Consider the following 17,105-nt stretch of genomic DNA (forward strand, 5'->3'; position numbering starts at 1 on the left):
ATCCCCCGGGCCGGCGCCGCCGGGGCCGTCGCCGGCGTCGGGCCCCCGGCCCGGGACGTCGGTCGGTGCGGGCGGGGTCGCGACGGCGAAGCGCCGCTGCCCGCCGAGGGGCGTGTCGCGGGCCGGGCGCGGACGTCCGCGGCGGCCGAGGGTGGTCTCGAACATGTCGGCCACGATCGAGGAGCCCCGTGGGGGCCCGGTGGGCGTTCCCTGGGAGGGGACTGGGAGCTGCGACCACCGCGAGCGCGGGGTCCGTCCCGCGCGGCGGCCCGGCTTGGACCGGTGGCGCGCATCGCCGGTCCGGTTCGCGCCGCCCGGCGGAGGGCGCGGGCGGGCGACCGCAGCATCATGGAGGACGTCCGTCGAGGGGCCGGCGTCCCGCTCGACCCGACGCCGCGCTCCGCCGACCTCTCCCCTGATGCGCCTCCCGTCCCACCGATCACGACGCCCGGCGATCGGACCCCCGACCGGGGCTCCGCGTGCGCCCGCCCTGCGAGGCGTCGCCCGTCGCCCTGCGCTGCTCCCCGTCGCCCGGCGTGCGGTGCTGCTCCCCGTCGCCGCGCTGCTCCTGGTCGCCGGTCCGGGCACCGCCTCCGCGGACCGCGCCGCGCCGCGCATCGTCGGGGGAACGGCCACGGCGATCACCGCCACGCCGTTCCAGGTCGCCCTCTACGACCCGACGACCGTCACCGCCCCCGACTCGATCTACGCGAAGCAGTTCTGCGGCGGCACCGTCGTCGCCCCGACGACGGTCGTCACCGCGGCGCACTGCGTCACCGAGGACGACGCCGGCGCGACGGTCACCCCGGCGAGCCGCCTGCGGGTGCTGGCCGGCAGCGCCCGGCTGCCCGACGACCGGACCGTCGCCGCGCCGGCGGTCGACGTCGCCGTGACGACGGTCGACCGGTCCCCGGACTACGACGCCGGCAGCTACGACGGCGACGTCGCCGTGCTGACCCTCTCGCGGGCCCTCTACGCCGGCGCGGGGACGGCCGCCGTCGCCCCGCTGCGGCCGATCGACGCGACGGAGGCCTCCGCGGCGACCGCCGCCGGCGCGGCCGTCGGCATCAGCGGCTGGGGCAGCACCGTCGCGCAGCCCACGCAGGGCGCCGGGCCGGCCCCGAGCTACCCGCACGACCTGCTCTCGGCGGTCACGCACGTCGTCGCCCCGGCGGTCTGCGCGAGCCAGTACCGCACCGGCGAGATCACCTCCCGCATGCTGTGCGCGGGCGAGCCCCGCGGCGGCGTCGACACCTGCCAGGGCGACAGCGGCGGGCCGCTCGCGGCGACCGCCGGCGGGGTCCCGGTCCTCGCGGGCATCGTCAGCTTCGGTGCCGGGTGCGCCCAGGCCGGCTCGTCCGGCGTCTACACCCGTGTCGCCGACCCCTCGATCTCGGCGTTCATCCGCGACCGGACGGGGGCGACGTCCGACGGGACGGCCACGACGCCCGCCGACCCGTCCCCCACGCCGAGCCCCGCCGCGTCGACACCGGTGGCCGCCCCGTCCGAAGCCGCATCGGCCACCGCTCCGACGGCTCCCGCGGCGACGGCCGACGGACCCGCGGCGACCGGCGCGGCGTCGCCGTCCGGGACGCCGTCGTCCGCGGGTGGCGCCGCCGCCCCCGCCGCGGACCGGGCGTCCCCGACCGCGCGGCTCAGCGGGCGCACCTGCACCCGCCGGCGCTGCTCCGTCCGCGTGCTCGTGACCGACCCGCCGCCCACGTCGGGCGTGAAGGGCGTGACGGGCACCCTGCGCTGGACCGCTCGCGTGGCCTGCCGGAAGGCCGGCCGCCGTACGACCTGCGCACGCAGCCGCACCGCCACCGTGCGGGGCACCCTGCTCGGCGGCTCGACGTGGACCGTCCTGACCCCGCGGCTGGGCGCCGGCGCGTACCGCCTGTCCGTCGTGGCCCGGGACCGCGCGGGCCACCGCTCGGCGGGAACGGTCCGCACGACGCTGCGACGCAGGACGGGCTGACGCTGGTCCGTCAGTACGTGACGCGGAACCCGCCGAGCAGCGTCACGACGTTGCCGTCGGGATCGGCCAGGGGCAGCAACTGCACGCCCTTGTTCGCCGACTGGATCTCGCCGACGTCGAGTCCGGCGGCGACGAGCTCCTCACGGGCGGCCTGCAGGTCGGCGACGGCGAGGTTCAGGAGTCCCGACCCCGCCCGGTCGGCGTCCCGGTGGACCTGCACCCACCCGGCGTCGACGGCCCGCCACTCGACCAGGCTCGGCATCGGGCGGTTGTCCGCGGGGCGGCCGAAGAGGGTCTCGAAGAAGCGGTCGGCACGGTCGATGTCCGAGACGGGGACGACGGCGAGGACGTGATCGATCTGCACGGGGGACCTCCTGGGGGGGGACGGTGGGACGCGGGCGGCCCGTGCCGCCGCGCCCCTCGTTGCAGCATGGACGTCGCGGGACGCCCCAACTCATCGCCGCGGCACTCCGGGCTCCGGGCGCCGCGTGCATCGGGACGGGATGCGCCCCTGCGATCCTCGACCGATGAGGCTGAGGACGCTCCTGGGAACCGGCGCCGCGACGGCCGCCACCGCCGCGGTGGGCGGCGCGGCGAGCAGCGGCGCGAAGGACGCCTGGTTCCGGGCGCTCGACAAGCCCCCGTTCCAGCCGCCGCCGATCGCGTTCCCGATCGTCTGGACGCTGCTCTACGTCGACATCGCAGCGGCGTCGGCGACCGCGATCGACGGCCTGCACGAGGACGGTGACGTTCGCGACCGGGCGTTCCGCGCCGCGCTCGCCGCCAACCTCGTCCTCAACGCGTCGTGGACCTGGACGTTCTTCCGCGGGCACCACCTGCCCGCCGCCACGACCGTCGCGGGCCTCCTGGCCGTCAGCAGCGCCGACCTGGCCCGCCGGGCGTCGGCCGCCTCGCGGCCCGCCGGCCTCGCGCTCGCGCCCTACGCCGCGTGGTGCACGTTCGCGACCGTCCTGTCGGGCGCGATCTGGCGCCGCAACCGCTGACGGACGGGACGGCTCAGGCCTTCCGTCGCCCGGGAGGCGCCGGTACGCTCGGCGCGTGCGCCGCGTGCTCGTCCCCCTGATCGCCGTCCCCCTCGGCCTGCTCGCCGGCCCCGCCGCCGTGCAGGCCGCGCCGACGCCCACCGTGGTCTGCCAGCCGGGCTCGGCGTTCCGGACGGCCGTCAAGCCGCGGACGTGCGTCTACGTTCCCCGGGCCGCGGACCCGGACGTCGCGGCGAACCGCCTGACGACGCGGTCGGTGCGCTGGCGGGACTGGGGTCGGCGGGTCGCCGAGGGCTCCGGCCTGGTCGCGGCCGGCACGGGCTCGCGCGAACGGGCGACGCTCCGCCTCTACGGCCTGATCTCCTGCGGCGACGGACGCTCCTACACCCGGGGCCGCGTCGTCTACCGCGACGCCGCGGTCCAGCGCCGGCTCGACCCGAAGCCGTTCAAGATCCAGGCCTGCGCGGGCTGAGCACCTCAGGATGGAGGACGCGGGTCCGCACCCCGACGAAGGACCCGCCGACCTGCAGGGCGGCCCGCCCGAGTCCGCGGACCAGTACGACGCCTACGACCCGGCCATGCTCCGTGAGACCTGGGATCCCGCGGCCGCTCCCGGGGTCGAGGACCCGCTGGCGGGCCTCTACACCGACCCGGAGGCCGCGGCCGAGCGGCGAGCCCGGTCGCGGAGCCGGTTCGAGCCCGAGGTCCCGCGGGCCGAGCCGCCGGGACGACGGCCGACCCGCGACGGCGTCGTGCTGTCGGTCCCGCGGTGGCTCCTGCTCCTCGTCTACGTCCCGGCCATCGCCGCGATCGTCTACGGGTTCGTGGCGGCCGGGGTGCTCGACGACGCCTCGTCGAGCGAGGGGATCGGCGGCCTGATCGCCGCCGCGATCCTGCCGGTGGCCCTCTCCGTCCTCGTCCTGCAGGTCGTGCGCCACCGGGTCGTGATCGACGGCCGCTGGCTGCACGTCCGCATCTCCCTGGGCTGGCGGACGCCGGTCGACCTCCAGCGCCTGCAGGGGGCCGAGATCGTCCGGATCAAGCACTCCCACGGCGTCGAGTTCCGCGACCGGGACGGGCGGAGGGTCTGGATCGACCCGCTGCACGGGGACCTGGAGCCCCTCTACCGCGACCTGGCCGTGCGCTGGGACGGCGACGAGCTGTTCCTCGGGGGCGAGCTGGCGCGACGGATCGCGCGGTACCGGACATGACCCCCGAGGACGTCGCCGCGACGATCCGCTCGTTCTTCGAGGCCGTCGGCGGTGCGAGCCTCGAGCTCTCCGACGGCTGGTTCGGCCGCCCCCACGACAACCACCACGTGCTCGACGGGGTCGAGGTCGCCGGCGACGACGTGGTCGTGCGGATCGACGGGCTGCAGGTCCTGACGCTGCACGGCCCGGACCTGGCCTCGGCCGACGGGCGGGTCCTCACCCTGGCCGGCTTCCACCACGCCACGTGGGACCGGGCCGAGTACGGCAGCGATCCGCCGCGGCGTCACGTGCGGCGGGTGCCGCCGGGCCGCATCCGCTTCGTGGCCTGAGCGGCCGGTCCTCCCCTGCGGCGGCTCCGGGGCCGCCCGTCGGCCGGTCGCGGCGCCGGCCCCGGACGGTCGGCGAGCCCTCAGGCGGTCGTGGGCCGCGGCCGACGCCGGACGCCCGGGACCGGCCGGCAGACCTCGGGGACCGCGGTCGTCGGACGCTTGGGGTCGAACGGGGACGGTGCGCCGTGGCGGCCGCCGGCCCACGGGTCGCGCCAGTTGCCGAGGACGAGGAGCGCCAGCTCGGTGACGTCGTGGCCGTCGAGGGCCCGGGCGACGTCGGAGAGGGCGCGCCGCAGATCGCCGGGGTGCCCCGACTCGCGGACGGCGGCGCGGACCAGGTCGCCGAGGAGGGGCAGGCGCCGCTCGAGCTCGCGCCCCATGCGGTCCGCGCGGCCCGGCTTGGCCTTCGGCAGGGCGAGGTCCTCGCGCCCGCAGGACCTGCGCCGTTCGGCGTCGATGCGCTCGAAGCCCACGGCCTCCCGGAACGCCTCCTCGGCGTGGTCGTAGTCGGCCAGGGCGGCCTTGAGGTCGGAGACGACGCGGGAGCTGGTTCGCACGGCACATCGAGGTACGTGACGGAGGCGTCACTCGGACTCGGATCCGGACGAAGAAGACGCGGGATCGGCGCCTCGGCGGACCGGACCCGGGGGCTCGGGGCCCCGCCGGCCCGCTGGAACGGCCCCTCCACCGGCGACCGACGGACCCGGGTGGCGCGACGCCCCCGGGCCGTGCCCTCAGCCCGCGGCGCGGATCGCGCTCGCCAGGCCCTGCAGGTCGTAGAGACCGTCGATGCCGGTCACCGACGTCCCGACCTGCTGGACCAGCGCCATGATCTTCGTCGCCCCGACGCGGCCGCCGCTCGCACCGCCGCCGCCCATGCCGCCCGAGCTCGTCGTGAGCACCCAGCGGATGTTCCCGCGCTCCACCTGCTGCGCCAGCCACTCGGCGGTGACGGCGCTCTCGCTGCCCGAGAAGCCACCGATGCCGGCGACCTGCACCGTCGAGCCGCCCGACCCGGCCAGGATCGACGCCGCGGCAGTGCTCTGGCTCGAGACGGCGATGGTGCCGCCACCGTGCGCGGCGGCGTACGTCACGGCCGCGGTGAGCTCGGTGGAGTTGCCGCCGAACATCCCGCCGCCGCCCAGGCGGCCGCGGCCGCCACCGGTCCGACCGGTCGGCGCCGAGCCGCTCGTGGCGGTGCCGGAGGTGCCCGCCGCTCCCGGGGCCGCGCCGCCGGGCGCAGCCGTGCCGGCGCCCGGCATCGCCGGCGGGGTGCCCCCGGCGGCGCCCGGGCCGCCCTGGCCACGCATCCCGGGGCCGCCGCGCATGCCGCCGGGACCGCCCATCCCCATGCCGCTCGAGGCGGGGCCGCCGGCCGGGAAGGTGCTCGACGTCGCGTGGTCGAGGGTCTGGACCGCCCAGGCACCCGGGGCCGTCAGGAGGAGCGCGACGATCGCCGCGAGGACGGTGCCGCGCACCCGGGCGCCGCCGCGGCCGACGGCCAGGGCGAGGGACGCCAGGACGCCGCCGACGACCAGGACCGGCGCGAACCACTCCATGTCCGTCGCGCTGCCGTGCAGGACGACGAGCTCGGTGGCGACGCCGGCGAGGATCAGCGCCGGGCCGAAGGCGCGCAGGACGACCCGGTCCACCCGGGACGCGGGAGCACCGGCCGTGGCCGCGTCCCCCGTCCCCCGGCGGAGCGCGCCGCGGCCCTGCGTGGCGACCGTCCCGAACCCGGCGCCCACCAGCGCCGCGACGAACGGGGCCAGCAGCGACACGTAGTACGGGTGGAAGATCCCCGACGCGCGGCTGAACGCGACGGCGGTGACGAGGAACGCGCCGCCCATCGCCAGCAGGAACCCGGTGCGCGCGTCGGAGCGCCGCAGGCGGGTCAGCAGCAGGAGGCCCAGGCCGGCGACCAGCGCGGTGCCCAGGAGCCAGCCGGCCTGCCCGCCGAGCGCGGCGTTCAGCAGTCGGAACGGCCCGGCGTCGCCGCCGAAGACGCCGCCCATGCCGCCACCACCGCCACCGCCGGGGCCGCCGCCCATGCCGCCGGCGTTCCCCGTCGCGGCCGTCGCCCCACCACCGGGCCCGCCGTCCTGCCCGAAGAGCCGGCCCAGGCCGTTGTAGCCGAGGATCAGCGACCAGATCGAGTTGTCGTTCGTGCCCGAGATCCAGGGGCGCGAGCCGGCCGGCGTCAACCACATGAGCACCGGCCAGGCGAGGCCGACCACCGTGGCGACCGCCGAGAAGATCCCCAGCTCGCGGACGGCCTTCGGGCGACCGTTCGGGGCGATCCACAGCCAGGCGGCGACGATGCCCGGGACGATCGTCAGCGCGGCGGCCATCTTCGTCTCGAAGCCCAGGCCGATCATCAGGCCGGCGAGCGCCATCCAGCGCACGCGGCCGTCCTCGAGACCGCGGACGAGGAACCACAGAGCGGCGACGGAGCAGAGGATCAGCAGCGCGTCGGGGTTGTTGTGGCGCGAGATCGCGACGGCGATCGGGGTGAGCACGAGCGCGAGGCCCGCGACGCCGCCGGCGACGCGACCGAAGACGCGGCGCGCGACGTCGTAGGTCAGGCCGACCGTCGCGACGCCCATCAGCGCCTGCGGGACGAGGTAGGACCAGGACGAGAAGCCGAAGACGCGGACCGAGAGCGCCTGCACCCACAGGGCCAGCGGCGGCTTGTCGACCGTCTGCACGCCGGCGGCGTCGAACGAGCCGTAGAGGAACGCGTGCCAGCTCGACGCCATCGACTTCACGGCGGCCGAGTAGTAGTCGTTGGCCTGGCCGTTGATGCCGAGGTTCCAGAGGTTCAGGACCGCGGCGAGGACGAGGAGGGCGAGCAGCTCGGGCCGGCGCCGCAGCAGGAGCCCGACGCGGGTGAGGCGCCCGCGGTCCTCGGCCGGCGCGGCGTCGGTCGCCGGGGCGTCGTGGTCGGTGGCGCGGCGAGGCCGCGTGAGCGGAGGGGTCTGGGTGGCCATGAGGTGGGGTCCGTTGGTGCGACGTGGAAGGGGCGGGCGGCTCAGCGGCCGGTGCGCTCGGCGAGCGACGCGCGGGTGGCGGGCACGCCGACGACCGGGGTCGCCGCGTCCTGCGGGGCGGGCCGCCCGAAGACCCAGAACCGCAGCGCGACGTAACGCGAGACGGTGGCCAGGACGGACGCGGCGACGAGGACGACCAGCTCGATCGCGTGGCCCGGATCCGGATCGATCGCGTTCAGGGCGGCGAGCGCGCCGCTGGTCAGGAGGACGGTCAGCACGAACACCGCGGCGCCCTGCGCGTGGTGGCGGACGAGGTGCTCGCGGCCGGTGACGCGGAAGGACCAGCGGCGGTTGGCCTGGGTGTTGGCCACGGCGGTGAGCGCGAGGCCCAGGACGTTGGACGGACCGGGCCCGACCCCCATCCCCCGCATCAGCAGGAAGAGCAGCGCGTAGGCGAGCGTGGAGACGACCCCGATCGCGAGGAAGCGCCCGACCATGGATCCCGCCCACCCGGTGGCGAGCAGGCGCGCGACGCCCTTGAGGTCGTCGGTGGCGGTGCGCACGATGTCGACCGAGGAGTCCGGGTCGTCGGTCCAGTCGACCGGGACCTCGTGGATCCGCAGGCCGTCGCGCTGGGCGAGGACGAGCAGCTCGGTGTCGAAGAACCACGCCTGGTCCTGCACCTGCGGCAGCAGCCGCTCGGCGGCGTCGCGACGGATCGCCTTGAACCCGCACTGCGCGTCGGAGAACCGCGCCTGCAGCGACATGCGGAGGATCCGGTTGTAGGTCCGCGAGATGAGCTCGCGCCTGGGGCCGCGGACGACGTTGGACGACCGCGCCAGCCGGGTGCCGATCGCCAGGTCGCTGTGGCCGGAGATCAGCGGCGCGACCAGCGGCAGCAGCGCGTTGAGGTCGGTGGAGAGGTCGACGTCCATGTAGCAGAGGACGTCGGCGTCGCTCGAGCTCCACGCGGCCCGCAGCGCCCGGCCGCGGCCCTTCTCCGCCAGGTCGAGCAGCTCGACGCCGGGCAGGTCGTCCGCCAGCGCCCGGGCGACCGCGGCGGTCGCGTCCGTCGAGGCGTTGTTGGCGACGACCACGCGCCAGGCGAACGGGAACGCCGCGGCGAGGTGCTCGTGCAGTCGGCGGATCGAGCCGGGCAGCGCGGCCGCCTCGTTGTAGACGGGCACGACGATCTCGACCACCGGCGCCGGGGCCGTGACGAGACCGTCGCGGCGGACGGCGGGGAGGGTCGAGGAGCTCATGCGGCCAGACTGCGGCCGCCCCGAGTGAGCGGGCTGGGGCGACCCTGAGGGGAGCCTGGGACACCCGAAGAGGCGACGAAGGACGGGCGGGTCGATCGGCCCCATATCCTCGCCCCATGGCCGAGCGCACCTTCGTGTCCGAGCACGTCGTGAAGGCGTCGCCCTGGGACGTCTGGGAGGTCCTCGTCGACCCGGTGCAGCAGGCGCAGTGGCGGGCGAGGTTCGAGGAGCACGCCCCGACGATCGAGGAGTCGCCCTACACGCGGATCGTCTTCGCGGATGGGCTGCTGCTCGAGCTCGAGCCCGAGGGGACGGACACGCTGCTGCGCGCCACCCGCGTGGACCGCAAGGACGGCCTCGGGGCGGTCGGGCTGGTGTTCCGGAACCGCAAGGCCACCCAGCAGTCGATGCACGACCAGCTCGTGCGCATCGCCTCGACGGTGGAGTACCGCGGGATCTGACGGTCGGGCCGGCGGGTCGGGGCGCCGGTCGACGCCCCGCCGCCCGGCCCCCGTGGGCCTCAGCCCTGCGGCGTCCCCACCGCGAGGCTGCCGCCGCTCACGATGAGCGGCGTGGGGCCGCCGGCGCCGCAGCCGACCGCCGGGGCGAGCGCGACCGGCACCGGCGCGAAGCTGAAGTGACCCAGGCCGCCGTCCGGGTCGCCGTCGACCGTGATCAGGACGCCGCCGAACAGCGCGGCGACCGGCTCGGGCGTCGAGTTCTGCAGCGGGTAGTAGATCGTCGCCTGGTCGCCCTTGGCGTCGAAGCAGGTGATCGGGCCCTGGAAGTCGAACGGCACGAGCCCGCCGACGCCGATGATCGACGCGAGCGAGCCGGTCGCCCGGAACTGCCCGCTGACGACGCCCTGGGCCGTGCGCCTGGCCTTGACCGTGAACCCGATCGGGCCGGACTCCAGCGTGCCCTCGAGCGTCAGCGACCCGTCCGTGGTGCGCACGGCGTGGACGCCGCGGACCGCCGGGGTCGCCGCGGGCGGGTTGGAGCCCGCCGGACCCGCGGGCGCGGTGCCCTGGCCGACGACCCGGACGTAGGCGCTCCGCCCGTTCAGGCGCACGCGGTAGTCGCCCGGCGTGGCCGTGCTCAGGCCGCGGCTCGTGACGATGCGCCGCCGGACCGTCCCGCCGAACCGCCCGTCGCGACAGGTGTCGATCCGCACCGACACGGCCCTCCGCGACCCGCGGCTCGCCCCCGTGCGGACGAGGCGCAGCCGGACCGCCTCCCCGCGGGCGACGGTGACCGCCGTGCGCTGCGCGCCGCAGACCGTGGCCGTCGCGGTCGGCCCGCCGCTGGCGCGGACGGTCGTCCCGGCCTGCGCAGGTGGTGCGACGGCGGCGAGGGCGCCGATCGCGAGGAGGGTGCCGGCGGCGAGCGGACGGGGGGAAGTGCTCATGCGAGTTCTACGTCCGTGGCCCGCTTCCGGATGCCCGTCACACAAGAGCGCGTACGCGCGATACCGTACGCACCCGTATGGAAATCAGCGCCGAGGAGCAGTCGCCGTGACCGACGTCCGGATCACCTACGTGGGCGGCCCGACCGTCCTGATCGAGGTCGGGGGCTGGCGGATCCTCACCGACCCCACGTTCGACCCGCCCGGCAAGCGCTACAACTTCGGCTGGGGGGCGGCGTCGAAGAAGCTGCAGGGCCCGGCGGTCGCCTTCGACGACCTGGGGCCGATCGACGCGGTGCTGATCTCGCACGACCACCACGGCGACAACCTCGACCCGACGGGCCGCGAGCTCCTGCCGCGGATGGGGCAGGTCGTCACGACCGCGCCCGGCGCGCGGCGCCTCGGCGGCGACGCGCTCGGGCTGGAGCCGTGGCAGACGACGACCCTGGCGTCCGAGGGCAAGTCGGACATCGAGATCACGGCCACCCCGTGCCGGCACGGGCCTCCCGGCTCCAAGCCGATCGTCGGCGACGTCGTCGGGTTCGCGCTGAAGTGGGAGGGCCAGGAGCACGGCGTGCTCTGGATCACCGGCGACACCGTGCTCTACCCGGGCCTGCGGGACGCGGCCCGGCGTCTGGACGTGGGCACCGTCGTCGTGCACCTGGGCGGCGTGACCTTCCCGTGGATCTCCGGCCCGCTGCGGTACACGATGAACGCGGAGGAGGCCGTCGAGCTCTGCGGCGCCCTGGACCCGACCACGATCGTGCCGCTGCACTACGAGGGGTGGAAGCACTTCCGCCAGGGTCGGTCCACGGCGCAGGCCGTCCTCGGCGCGTCGCCGCTGGCCGGCCGCGTGCGCTGGCTCGAGGCGGGGACCCCGGCCGACCTGTCGGTGTGAGCGGCGCCCCGGGCACCTCCGGCACCCGAGCGCGCGGTCGCACGAGGCCCGCTCGCCCGCGGCGGTCGGCATGAGCCCGGCCGGTCGGCCCGCGCGGACGACGCCCGAGGCGTGGGCGACCGCCGCCCTGGACGAGATCGAGGAGGCCGGGGTCCGCGGGATGTCGGTGCAGTCCGTCGCCCGGCGCCTCGGGGTCAGCAAGGGCGGGCTCTACCACCACTTCGCGGACCGGCGGGCGCTGCTGCGGGCCGCGATGCACCGCTGGGAGCGCCGGCAGGTCACCGAGCTGAACGCGCGCTTCGACGCCGTCGAGGATCCGCGCCGTCGGCTGCGCGAGCTGCTCGGGTACTCGTTCGTCGACGTCGCGCCGACGGTGGTCCTCCAGCTGATGGCCGCGGCCGACGACCCCGACGTCGCGGCCGTCCTCGAGCGCTCCGCGGAGGCGCGGCTCGGGCTGCTGACGCGGATCCTCACGCAGCTCGGGCTGCCCGCCGACGCCGCCCGTCACCGGGCGGTGATGGGCTACAGCCACTACCTCGGTCTCGCGCAGCTGCGCACCCAGTCGCCCGGGGTCCTGTCGACCGACGCCCTGGTCCGGGAGCACCTGGACGTCCTCGAGGGAGCGCTGCTGGCCGGGGTCCCGACGCCCTGAGCCGCGCGTTCAGCCGTCGTCCTCGTCCTCGGACCCGGTGTAGGCCTCGACGGTGCGGTTCGCCCGGGCGCGGGCCTGCACGGTGTCGGTCCCGCCGGCGACGTCGGCCGCGCGCCACGCCTCGGCGCTGAGCTCGACGAACCACCGGCCGTCGTCGCCCCCGTCCCACGCATCGGGGTCGTCCGCACCGCCCGGCTCGAGGTGCAGCGCCAGTCCGAGCAGCGACAGGTCCCAGCCGACCCCGGTCGCGCCGGGACCGTGCTCCGCCCACGTCGGGTCGTCCGCGTCGGTCTCGTGCTCCAGCGTCAGACGGGCGCCGTCGTCCGCGGCCGCGACGGTGACGGCGATCCGCCCGACCGCCCCGCCGAACTCCCACGTCGCGGAGAACGCCGACCCCGGCGAGCACGACTCGATCGTGCCGCCCGCGTTGCCCTCGAGCTGGAACCGCCCGCCCGCCCGCAGCGCGCCCGAGACCGGCAGGAACCAGCGCGCCAGCCGACGCGGGGCCGTCAGCGCCACCCAAAGATCCTCCGGCGTGACCGGGAGCTCCTGCTCGAGCGTCAGGACGTGCCGGTCGACCCCGCCGACGGCACGCCGCCCGACCCGCCGCCGCACCGCTTCGATCTGTCCGGTGACCTCGACCATGCGGTGATCCTGCCCGTTCGGCGCGACGGGCGACCGCGGCCCCGGCGTCGTGCCGCACCCGGCCAGGAGCCCGACGGGTGGAGGCCCACCACGGACGACCGGCGTCCCGGCCCCTGGACAGGCGCGCGCCCAGCGTCGACCATGGCCCCGTGGCCCCCGAGTTCGCCACCGCCCTCCCCCGTCCCGCGCTGACCGACCACGTCGGGCGCCTCTGGGGCGTGCGGTCCGTCGGCCCGCCCGAGGAGCGCTCCGAGGCCGCGATCCCCGGCACCGCGCTGATCCTCGCCCTCGAGCACGACTGGTGGGTGGCCCCCGCCGACGGCGCGCCGCTGCGCCGCACGGGGTCGTTCGCGGGCGGTGTCTCGCTCGGCCCCGCGGTCTCGCGCCACGAGGGACGGACGCACACGATGCAGGTCGACCTCTCGCCGCTGGGCACCGCCGCGGTGCTCGGCGTCCCCGGCGCGGCGCTGGCGGGCGCGATCGTCGACCTGCCGGACCTGATCGGCGAGGCGGCCGCCCGCGAGTTGCTCGAGCGCCTCGCCGACGCCGACGGGTGGCCCGACCGGTTCGCGCTGCTGGAGGCGTGGATCGCCCGCCGGGTCGCCGACGCGCCCGCGCCTCGCGCCGACGTCGCGTGGGCCGTCCGCCGCCTCGAGGAGACCGGCGGGCGACTGCCGATCGAGGAGCTGCGCCGCGAGCTGCGCTGTTCCCGGCGCCACCTCTCCAGCCGGTTCCGCGAGGCGGTCGGCGTCGGCCCGAAGGCGTACGCCCGGCTCGTCCGCTTCGACCGGGCGCGGCAGCTGCTCGGCGTCCGCACGAACGACCTGGCGTCGGTGGCCGCCGCGTGCGGGTACAGCGACCAGGCGCACCTGACCCGCGAGGTCCGCGCGTTCGCGGGCGTCACGCCGGCGGCGCTCCGCGCCGGGGCGACGGCCTCGCCGCCCGTCCCTGCGTGACCCGGGCGGCCCGGTCTCGCGGTCGGGGACTCCCCGGTCACGTCCGTTCAAGACGGCGGCCCGGAGCCGCCGTACGGTGGCCCCATGACCCAGGCCATCCCCACCCTCCGCGTCCGCGAGCGCTCGACCCTGCAGCACTGGGTCGACGCGTTCGGGTTCGAGCTGCACGCCGTCTTCCCGGCCGACGGCACGCAGGTCGACCACGCCCAGCTGCGCCTCGGCGACGGCTGGATCATGGCCGGCAGCGACCGCGAGGACGGCCTCGGCCAGCCGCCCGGCTCGGGTGCGTCGTACTGGGTCCTCGACGACGCGGCCGCCGTCGAGGCGATCCACGAGCGGGCGGTCGCGGCGGGCGCGGAGTCGCTCCGTCCGCCGAACGACCCGGAGTACGGCGGACGCGAGTGCTCGCTGCGCGACCGCGAGGGCAACCTCTGGTCGTTCGGGACCTACCGTCCCGAGGACGCCTGAGCCCCGGGGCGGGAGGCGTCGGGGCGGGTCGCGTCGGGGCCGGTCGACCCGGGGCCGGTCGCTCAGCCGCGCAGCACGCGGGCGACCTTCCGGGCGTAGGCCGGGTCCTCCGCGATCCGGCGCAGCAGCTCCTGCTGCGAGAACGACGCCGCCAGCCCGGCCTGCACGTCGGCGGGGAGGTCGCGGAGGAACAGCGCGGCGGCGGTCCCCGGACGGCCCGCGGGCTTGACGTAGTCGGCCTCCGTCACGACCCCGAGGAGCGTCCCGCCCTTGGCGAGGTACCGGTCGTACGCCGCAGCGGTGCCGGGGGCCTGCCGGCGGGGCCAGTCCAGGGCGGTGACGAGGGCGGGGGCACCGCAGCGCCCGATACCGGACAGCAGGCGGGCCCACTCGGCGGGCGTCCCGGCCTCGGACACGGCGGCGAGCCCGTACTGGGCGTCGGCGCCGGGCAGGGTCGCGCGCACGGCGGTCCCGTCCGTCGTCCGTGCGAGGGCGATCGCCCGGCGCGCCCGGTCGGCGGGGGTGCGACGGATCCAGCCCGGATCGGTCCCCCACGCCGCGAACTCGCCGAGCAGCGGCATGGCCGGGTCCTGGTGGAGCAGCCCGTGCCGGCGTGCCCAGCGGTCGACGGCCGGGGCCCCGACGCGGTCCAGCAGCGTGTCGGAGGCCGCGTTGTCCGACAGCGAGAGCATCGCGTCGAGGAGCTGCTGCAGCGTGGGCGCGACGGGGTCCAGGTCCGCCTCGAGGTGGTTGGGGTCCACGCCGGGGACGTAGAACCGCTCGACCTCGGCCCGCGGGACCGTGTCGGTCAGGTCGGCCCCGGAGTCGACGAGCGCACCGGCGATCGCGACCTTCCGCACCGACGCGAGCGGGAACCGACCGCGGGCGTTGACCTGGATCGACGGCGGGCGCCCGTCGGGCACGACGGACAGGCCGACGTGGTCGCGGTTGTCGGCCATCCACCGCAGCAGCCCGTCCGCGGTCGAGACGTCCGGCGGCGTCGGGGGCCCCGCGGCCTGCGCCGTCGCTCCGGCGCCGACGCCCGTCAGCGACAGGACGAGGCCGGTGACGAGCGCGAGGAGCCGGCGGGGCGGACGGGAGGTCCGGGACGGAGCGGAGGCGCGGGACGGACGGCCGGGGCGGGACGGACGGGAGGTCCGGGAGGGACGGGACAGGACGGGGGACATGGGAAAAACGTAGCAAGTACGTATTTCCGTATCAACGACGTTCTAGACTCCCGGTGTGTCCGATGCACCCCCCGACGTCTCCGCCGCCCTGGCGGAGCTGCGCACCCGGCTCGAGACCCTCGAGGCCGCCACCGGGACCGCGGACGGCGCCGGTCCGTCCGCGACGTCCGGCGGCGGAGGAGCCGTCGGGCCCGAGGACGACGCACCCCGTCGGCCCGGCCCGGCGGAGGCGCCCCGGCAGCGGACCCCCGGCTCCGACCCCGGGACGTTCTGGCTCCTCGACGGCCTGGCCCGCAACACCGGCCCGGCCTTCGCCCGCGACGGCGTCGCGGGGAGCGTGGCCTACGGCGGACGGGTCGCCGCCCCGGGGGCCGGCGAGGTGATCTGGCAGATGGAGCACCCCGTGCCGGCGGTCGTCGACGCCGACCTCGACGTTGCCGCCGCCACGCTCGCCGCGCTCGGCCACCCGTTCCGGCTGCGGCTGCTGCACCGGATGCTGCTCGGGGCGAGCACCCTCGCCGAGCTGCAGGAGCCGTCGGGCAACGGGACGACGGGACAGGTCCACCACCACCTGCGCGAGCTGCGCTCCGCGGGACTCGTCGTCTCCCGCGGCCGAAACCACTACGCGATCCCCGCCGAGCGGGTCGTCCCGGTGCTCGTGATCGTCGCCGCGGCGCTCGGACGGGACCTGGGGACGACCGACCCGACGGAGGACGAGGGATGAGCACCGAGGACGACGTCCGCGAGCTCGCGCTCGCCCTGCCCGCCACGACCGAGAAGCCGTCCTACGGGACCCCGGGCTTCCGCGTGCGCGACAAGCTGTTCGCGCGCATCTGGGACGGCGAGCCCGACGTCCTCGTCGTCTGGACCGGCGGACTGGACGAGAAGGAGGGCCTCCTCGCGGCCGAGCCGGACAGCCTCTTCACGACCGCGCACTACGACGGCCACCCGCACGTCCTCGTCCGACTGCCGAAGGTCGACCGCGACGAGCTGGCCGACCTGCTCGAGGACGCCTGGCGCGCCCGTGCGCCCCGGCGGCTGGTGGAGGAGCGCGACGGGGGCTGACGGCGGAGGCCCCGATCCGCTCGACCCCGATCACCGGCGGACCCCGGCCGACACGGGGCGCGGAGGCGGCCTACGTCGCCGAGGTGGAGTCCGTCGACGAGGACGTCGAGCCGCTCTGGGCCGGCGGCGTCCCGCCGTCCGTGCCCGACGGCGGCGTCCCCTGGGCACCGGAGGGCGGGGTGCCGCCGGGACCACCCGCGCCGCCGCCCGGACCGCCGGAGGGCAGCAGGTCGGCCAGGGCCGCCTGCACCTTCGCCGACGTCAAGCCGAGCTCCTTCGCCACCGCGGCGTACATCGCGGTGCGCGGGTCGGTGCCGCCCGCCGACGGCGCGGCGCCGTCGGCCGACGAGGACTGCGACGGCCGGGCCGGGCGCGCGGCCTCGAGCGCGGCCTGGAGCTTCGTGCTCGTCGTGCCGAGCGCCTTCGCGGCCGTCGCCAGCGCCGTGCTGTCGATCGCCCCGGGGCCGCTGGAGCGTCCGCCGGCGGTGCCCCGTGCGGACGAGCCCGTGCCCTGCGGCGTCGTGGCGGTGCCCTGCGCGGTGGCGGTGCCGCCCTGGGTCGCGGCGGCCTGGGTGGTGGTGTCGCTCGAGCTCCCGCAGCCGACGGCGCCGAGGGCGGCCGCGGCGGTGACGAGGAGGGAGGCGATCTTCGTGGTGCGAGTCATGCGAACGACGATGCCGCCGGCGCCTGGGAGGACCCTGGGGTGGGTCTGGGCGCTCCCGCAGACCGGGCGAAAGCGGCGGATCGGTCGCGCTGTGCGCCGCGTCCAGGGGAAGCGGCGCGGCGGCGCGCGTCGGTCGCGTTCCAAGGACGCGATCCACCAGAGCGCGGATCGGGAACGCGGCATCCCGCCGATCGCCCACGCGGCCGTGTTCCAGGAACGCGATCACCAGAGCGGGGATCGGGCACGCGGCATCCCGCCGTCCGCCCGCGCGGTCGCGTTCCAAGAACGCGATCCACCGGGGTGCGGATCGGGAACGTGGCGACGCCCCGCCGCCGCGGGACCGCGCTCGTCGGGCCGGCCGCGCCGGGCGACCCCGGCCGCACGGGCCGGG

The 17,105-nt window shown here is 76.8% G+C and carries 20 protein-coding genes; 12 read left to right on the forward strand and 8 right to left on the reverse strand.

The genetic code is table 11. The features are described from left to right. Nucleotides 1-541: 541 nt before the first annotated feature. Nucleotides 542-1,978 carry a serine protease gene (locus Q7T67_RS02740; protein ID WP_304785799.1) on the forward strand — a complete coding sequence of 479 codons (1,437 nt, stop codon included), beginning with the start codon at nt 542-544 and terminating at the stop codon, nt 1,976-1,978. A gap of 10 nt (nt 1,979-1,988) precedes the next feature. On the opposite strand, the gene Q7T67_RS02745 is transcribed toward Q7T67_RS02740, so the two are convergent. Continuing rightward, on the reverse strand, nt 1,989-2,342 hold the full coding sequence (locus Q7T67_RS02745; RefSeq protein ID WP_304785800.1) for a VOC family protein: 354 nt from the start codon (nt 2,340-2,342) through the stop codon (nt 1,989-1,991). 163 nt (nt 2,343-2,505) lie between these two features. On the opposite strand from Q7T67_RS02745, the gene Q7T67_RS02750 reads away from it, so the two are divergent. From Q7T67_RS02750 to Q7T67_RS02765, 4 genes are read left to right on the forward strand one after another with little or no spacing between them, the layout of a single operon-like run. Continuing rightward, on the forward strand, nt 2,506-2,982 hold the full coding sequence (locus Q7T67_RS02750) for a TspO/MBR family protein (protein ID WP_304785801.1): 477 nt from the start codon (nt 2,506-2,508) through the stop codon (nt 2,980-2,982). A gap of 55 nt (nt 2,983-3,037) precedes the next feature. Further along, nucleotides 3,038-3,454, forward strand: coding sequence for a hypothetical protein (locus tag Q7T67_RS02755; protein ID WP_304785802.1), 417 nt, complete (start codon nt 3,038-3,040; stop codon nt 3,452-3,454). A gap of 10 nt (nt 3,455-3,464) precedes the next feature. After that, nucleotides 3,465-4,193 (forward strand): hypothetical protein, encoded by a 729-nt coding sequence (locus Q7T67_RS02760; protein WP_304785803.1) that lies wholly within the window; start codon nt 3,465-3,467, stop codon nt 4,191-4,193. Further along, on the forward strand, nt 4,190-4,522 hold the full coding sequence (locus Q7T67_RS02765) for a hypothetical protein (protein WP_304785804.1): 333 nt from the start codon (nt 4,190-4,192) through the stop codon (nt 4,520-4,522). Before Q7T67_RS02760 ends, Q7T67_RS02765 begins: the two co-directional genes overlap by 4 nt. A gap of 80 nt (nt 4,523-4,602) precedes the next feature. Here Q7T67_RS02765 and Q7T67_RS02770 read toward each other — a convergent pair whose 3' ends face one another. The 3 genes from Q7T67_RS02770 to Q7T67_RS02780 form a co-directional block, all read right to left on the reverse strand. Next, a complete protein-coding gene (locus Q7T67_RS02770) occupies nt 4,603-5,079 on the reverse strand; it encodes a hypothetical protein (protein ID WP_304785805.1) in 477 nt (158 codons plus the stop codon). Nucleotides 5,080-5,256: 177 nt separating this feature from the next. Beyond that, nucleotides 5,257-7,512, reverse strand: a complete 2,256-nt coding sequence (locus tag Q7T67_RS02775) for a glycosyltransferase family 39 protein (protein WP_304785806.1) — start codon at nt 7,510-7,512, stop codon at nt 5,257-5,259. A 41-nt stretch (nt 7,513-7,553) separates the two neighbouring features. Next, a complete protein-coding gene (locus tag Q7T67_RS02780) occupies nt 7,554-8,774 on the reverse strand; it encodes a bifunctional glycosyltransferase family 2/GtrA family protein (protein ID WP_304785807.1) in 1,221 nt (406 codons plus the stop codon). Nucleotides 8,775-8,890: 116 nt separating this feature from the next. On the opposite strand from Q7T67_RS02780, the gene Q7T67_RS02785 reads away from it, so the two are divergent. After that, nucleotides 8,891-9,235, forward strand: coding sequence for an SRPBCC domain-containing protein (locus Q7T67_RS02785; protein ID WP_304785808.1), 345 nt, complete (start codon nt 8,891-8,893; stop codon nt 9,233-9,235). Nucleotides 9,236-9,294: 59 nt separating this feature from the next. Here Q7T67_RS02785 and Q7T67_RS02790 read toward each other — a convergent pair whose 3' ends face one another. Continuing rightward, a complete protein-coding gene (locus tag Q7T67_RS02790) occupies nt 9,295-10,182 on the reverse strand; it encodes a hypothetical protein (protein ID WP_304785809.1) in 888 nt (295 codons plus the stop codon). A 106-nt stretch (nt 10,183-10,288) separates the two neighbouring features. Here Q7T67_RS02790 and Q7T67_RS02795 point away from each other — a divergent pair, with 106 nt between their 5' ends. Both Q7T67_RS02795 and Q7T67_RS02800 read left to right on the forward strand, forming a co-directional pair. Then, the gene (locus Q7T67_RS02795) at nt 10,289-11,077 is read left to right on the forward strand and encodes an MBL fold metallo-hydrolase (protein WP_304785810.1); all 789 of its coding nucleotides are present in this window, start codon (nt 10,289-10,291) and stop codon (nt 11,075-11,077) included. A gap of 70 nt (nt 11,078-11,147) precedes the next feature. Continuing rightward, nucleotides 11,148-11,729 carry a TetR/AcrR family transcriptional regulator gene (locus Q7T67_RS02800; protein ID WP_304785811.1) on the forward strand — a complete coding sequence of 194 codons (582 nt, stop codon included), beginning with the start codon at nt 11,148-11,150 and terminating at the stop codon, nt 11,727-11,729. Between the two features lie 9 nt (nt 11,730-11,738). Here the strand turns inward: Q7T67_RS02800 and Q7T67_RS02805 are convergent, their stop codons facing one another. After that, nucleotides 11,739-12,374: an SRPBCC domain-containing protein gene (locus tag Q7T67_RS02805; RefSeq protein ID WP_304785812.1), complete on the reverse strand. Its 636-nt coding sequence runs from the start codon at nt 12,372-12,374 to the stop codon at nt 11,739-11,741. Nucleotides 12,375-12,523: 149 nt separating this feature from the next. Between Q7T67_RS02805 and Q7T67_RS02810 the strand changes: the two genes are divergently transcribed. After that, a complete protein-coding gene (locus tag Q7T67_RS02810; protein ID WP_304785813.1) occupies nt 12,524-13,330 on the forward strand; it encodes an AraC family transcriptional regulator in 807 nt (268 codons plus the stop codon). 84 nt (nt 13,331-13,414) lie between these two features. After that, nucleotides 13,415-13,798 carry a glyoxalase/bleomycin resistance/extradiol dioxygenase family protein gene (locus Q7T67_RS02815; RefSeq protein WP_304785814.1) on the forward strand — a complete coding sequence of 128 codons (384 nt, stop codon included), beginning with the start codon at nt 13,415-13,417 and terminating at the stop codon, nt 13,796-13,798. Between the two features lie 62 nt (nt 13,799-13,860). Here Q7T67_RS02815 and Q7T67_RS02820 read toward each other — a convergent pair whose 3' ends face one another. Next, complete coding sequence (locus Q7T67_RS02820) at nt 13,861-14,985, reverse strand: serine hydrolase (protein WP_304785815.1); 1,125 nt, start codon at nt 14,983-14,985, stop codon at nt 13,861-13,863. A 55-nt stretch (nt 14,986-15,040) separates the two neighbouring features. Here Q7T67_RS02820 and Q7T67_RS02825 point away from each other — a divergent pair, with 55 nt between their 5' ends. Together Q7T67_RS02825 and Q7T67_RS02830 are read left to right on the forward strand one after the other, a co-directional pair. Continuing rightward, nucleotides 15,041-15,709, forward strand: coding sequence for a helix-turn-helix domain-containing protein (locus Q7T67_RS02825; RefSeq protein WP_304785816.1), 669 nt, complete (start codon nt 15,041-15,043; stop codon nt 15,707-15,709). After that, entirely contained in the window at nt 15,706-16,050 is a 345-nt protein-coding gene (locus Q7T67_RS02830) for an MmcQ/YjbR family DNA-binding protein (protein ID WP_304785817.1), read from the forward strand. Before Q7T67_RS02825 ends, Q7T67_RS02830 begins: the two co-directional genes overlap by 4 nt. 70 nt (nt 16,051-16,120) lie before the next feature. Here the strand turns inward: Q7T67_RS02830 and Q7T67_RS02835 are convergent, their stop codons facing one another. Then, complete coding sequence (locus Q7T67_RS02835; protein WP_304785818.1) at nt 16,121-16,714, reverse strand: hypothetical protein; 594 nt, start codon at nt 16,712-16,714, stop codon at nt 16,121-16,123. Between the last annotated feature and the right edge of the window lie 391 nt (nt 16,715-17,105).

Origin of the sequence: Patulibacter sp. (genome assembly GCF_030655195.1) — a bacterium.
Lineage (GTDB): Bacteria > Actinomycetota > Thermoleophilia > Solirubrobacterales > Solirubrobacteraceae > Patulibacter.

What these genes read in the sequence shown, in the direction of transcription:
- Q7T67_RS02750 (WP_304785801.1), top strand. Translation starts at nt 2,506, where the DNA reads ATGAGGCTGAGGACGCTCCTGGGAACCGGCGCCGCGACGGCCGCCACC.
- Q7T67_RS02760 (WP_304785803.1), top strand. Translation starts at nt 3,465, where the DNA reads ATGGAGGACGCGGGTCCGCACCCCGACGAAGGACCCGCCGACCTGCAG.
- Q7T67_RS02765 (WP_304785804.1), top strand. Translation starts at nt 4,190, where the DNA reads ATGACCCCCGAGGACGTCGCCGCGACGATCCGCTCGTTCTTCGAGGCC.
- Q7T67_RS02775 (WP_304785806.1), bottom strand. Translation starts at nt 7,512, where the DNA reads ATGGCCACCCAGACCCCTCCGCTCACGCGGCCTCGCCGCGCCACCGAC.
- Q7T67_RS02780 (WP_304785807.1), bottom strand. Translation starts at nt 8,774, where the DNA reads ATGAGCTCCTCGACCCTCCCCGCCGTCCGCCGCGACGGTCTCGTCACG.
- Q7T67_RS02785 (WP_304785808.1), top strand. Translation starts at nt 8,891, where the DNA reads ATGGCCGAGCGCACCTTCGTGTCCGAGCACGTCGTGAAGGCGTCGCCC.
- Q7T67_RS02790 (WP_304785809.1), bottom strand. Translation starts at nt 10,182, where the DNA reads ATGAGCACTTCCCCCCGTCCGCTCGCCGCCGGCACCCTCCTCGCGATC.
- Q7T67_RS02800 (WP_304785811.1), top strand. Translation starts at nt 11,148, where the DNA reads ATGAGCCCGGCCGGTCGGCCCGCGCGGACGACGCCCGAGGCGTGGGCG.
- Q7T67_RS02805 (WP_304785812.1), bottom strand. Translation starts at nt 12,374, where the DNA reads ATGGTCGAGGTCACCGGACAGATCGAAGCGGTGCGGCGGCGGGTCGGG.
- Q7T67_RS02815 (WP_304785814.1), top strand. Translation starts at nt 13,415, where the DNA reads ATGACCCAGGCCATCCCCACCCTCCGCGTCCGCGAGCGCTCGACCCTG.
- Q7T67_RS02820 (WP_304785815.1), bottom strand. Translation starts at nt 14,985, where the DNA reads ATGTCCCCCGTCCTGTCCCGTCCCTCCCGGACCTCCCGTCCGTCCCGC.
- Q7T67_RS02830 (WP_304785817.1), top strand. Translation starts at nt 15,706, where the DNA reads ATGAGCACCGAGGACGACGTCCGCGAGCTCGCGCTCGCCCTGCCCGCC.
- Q7T67_RS02835 (WP_304785818.1), bottom strand. Translation starts at nt 16,714, where the DNA reads ATGACTCGCACCACGAAGATCGCCTCCCTCCTCGTCACCGCCGCGGCC.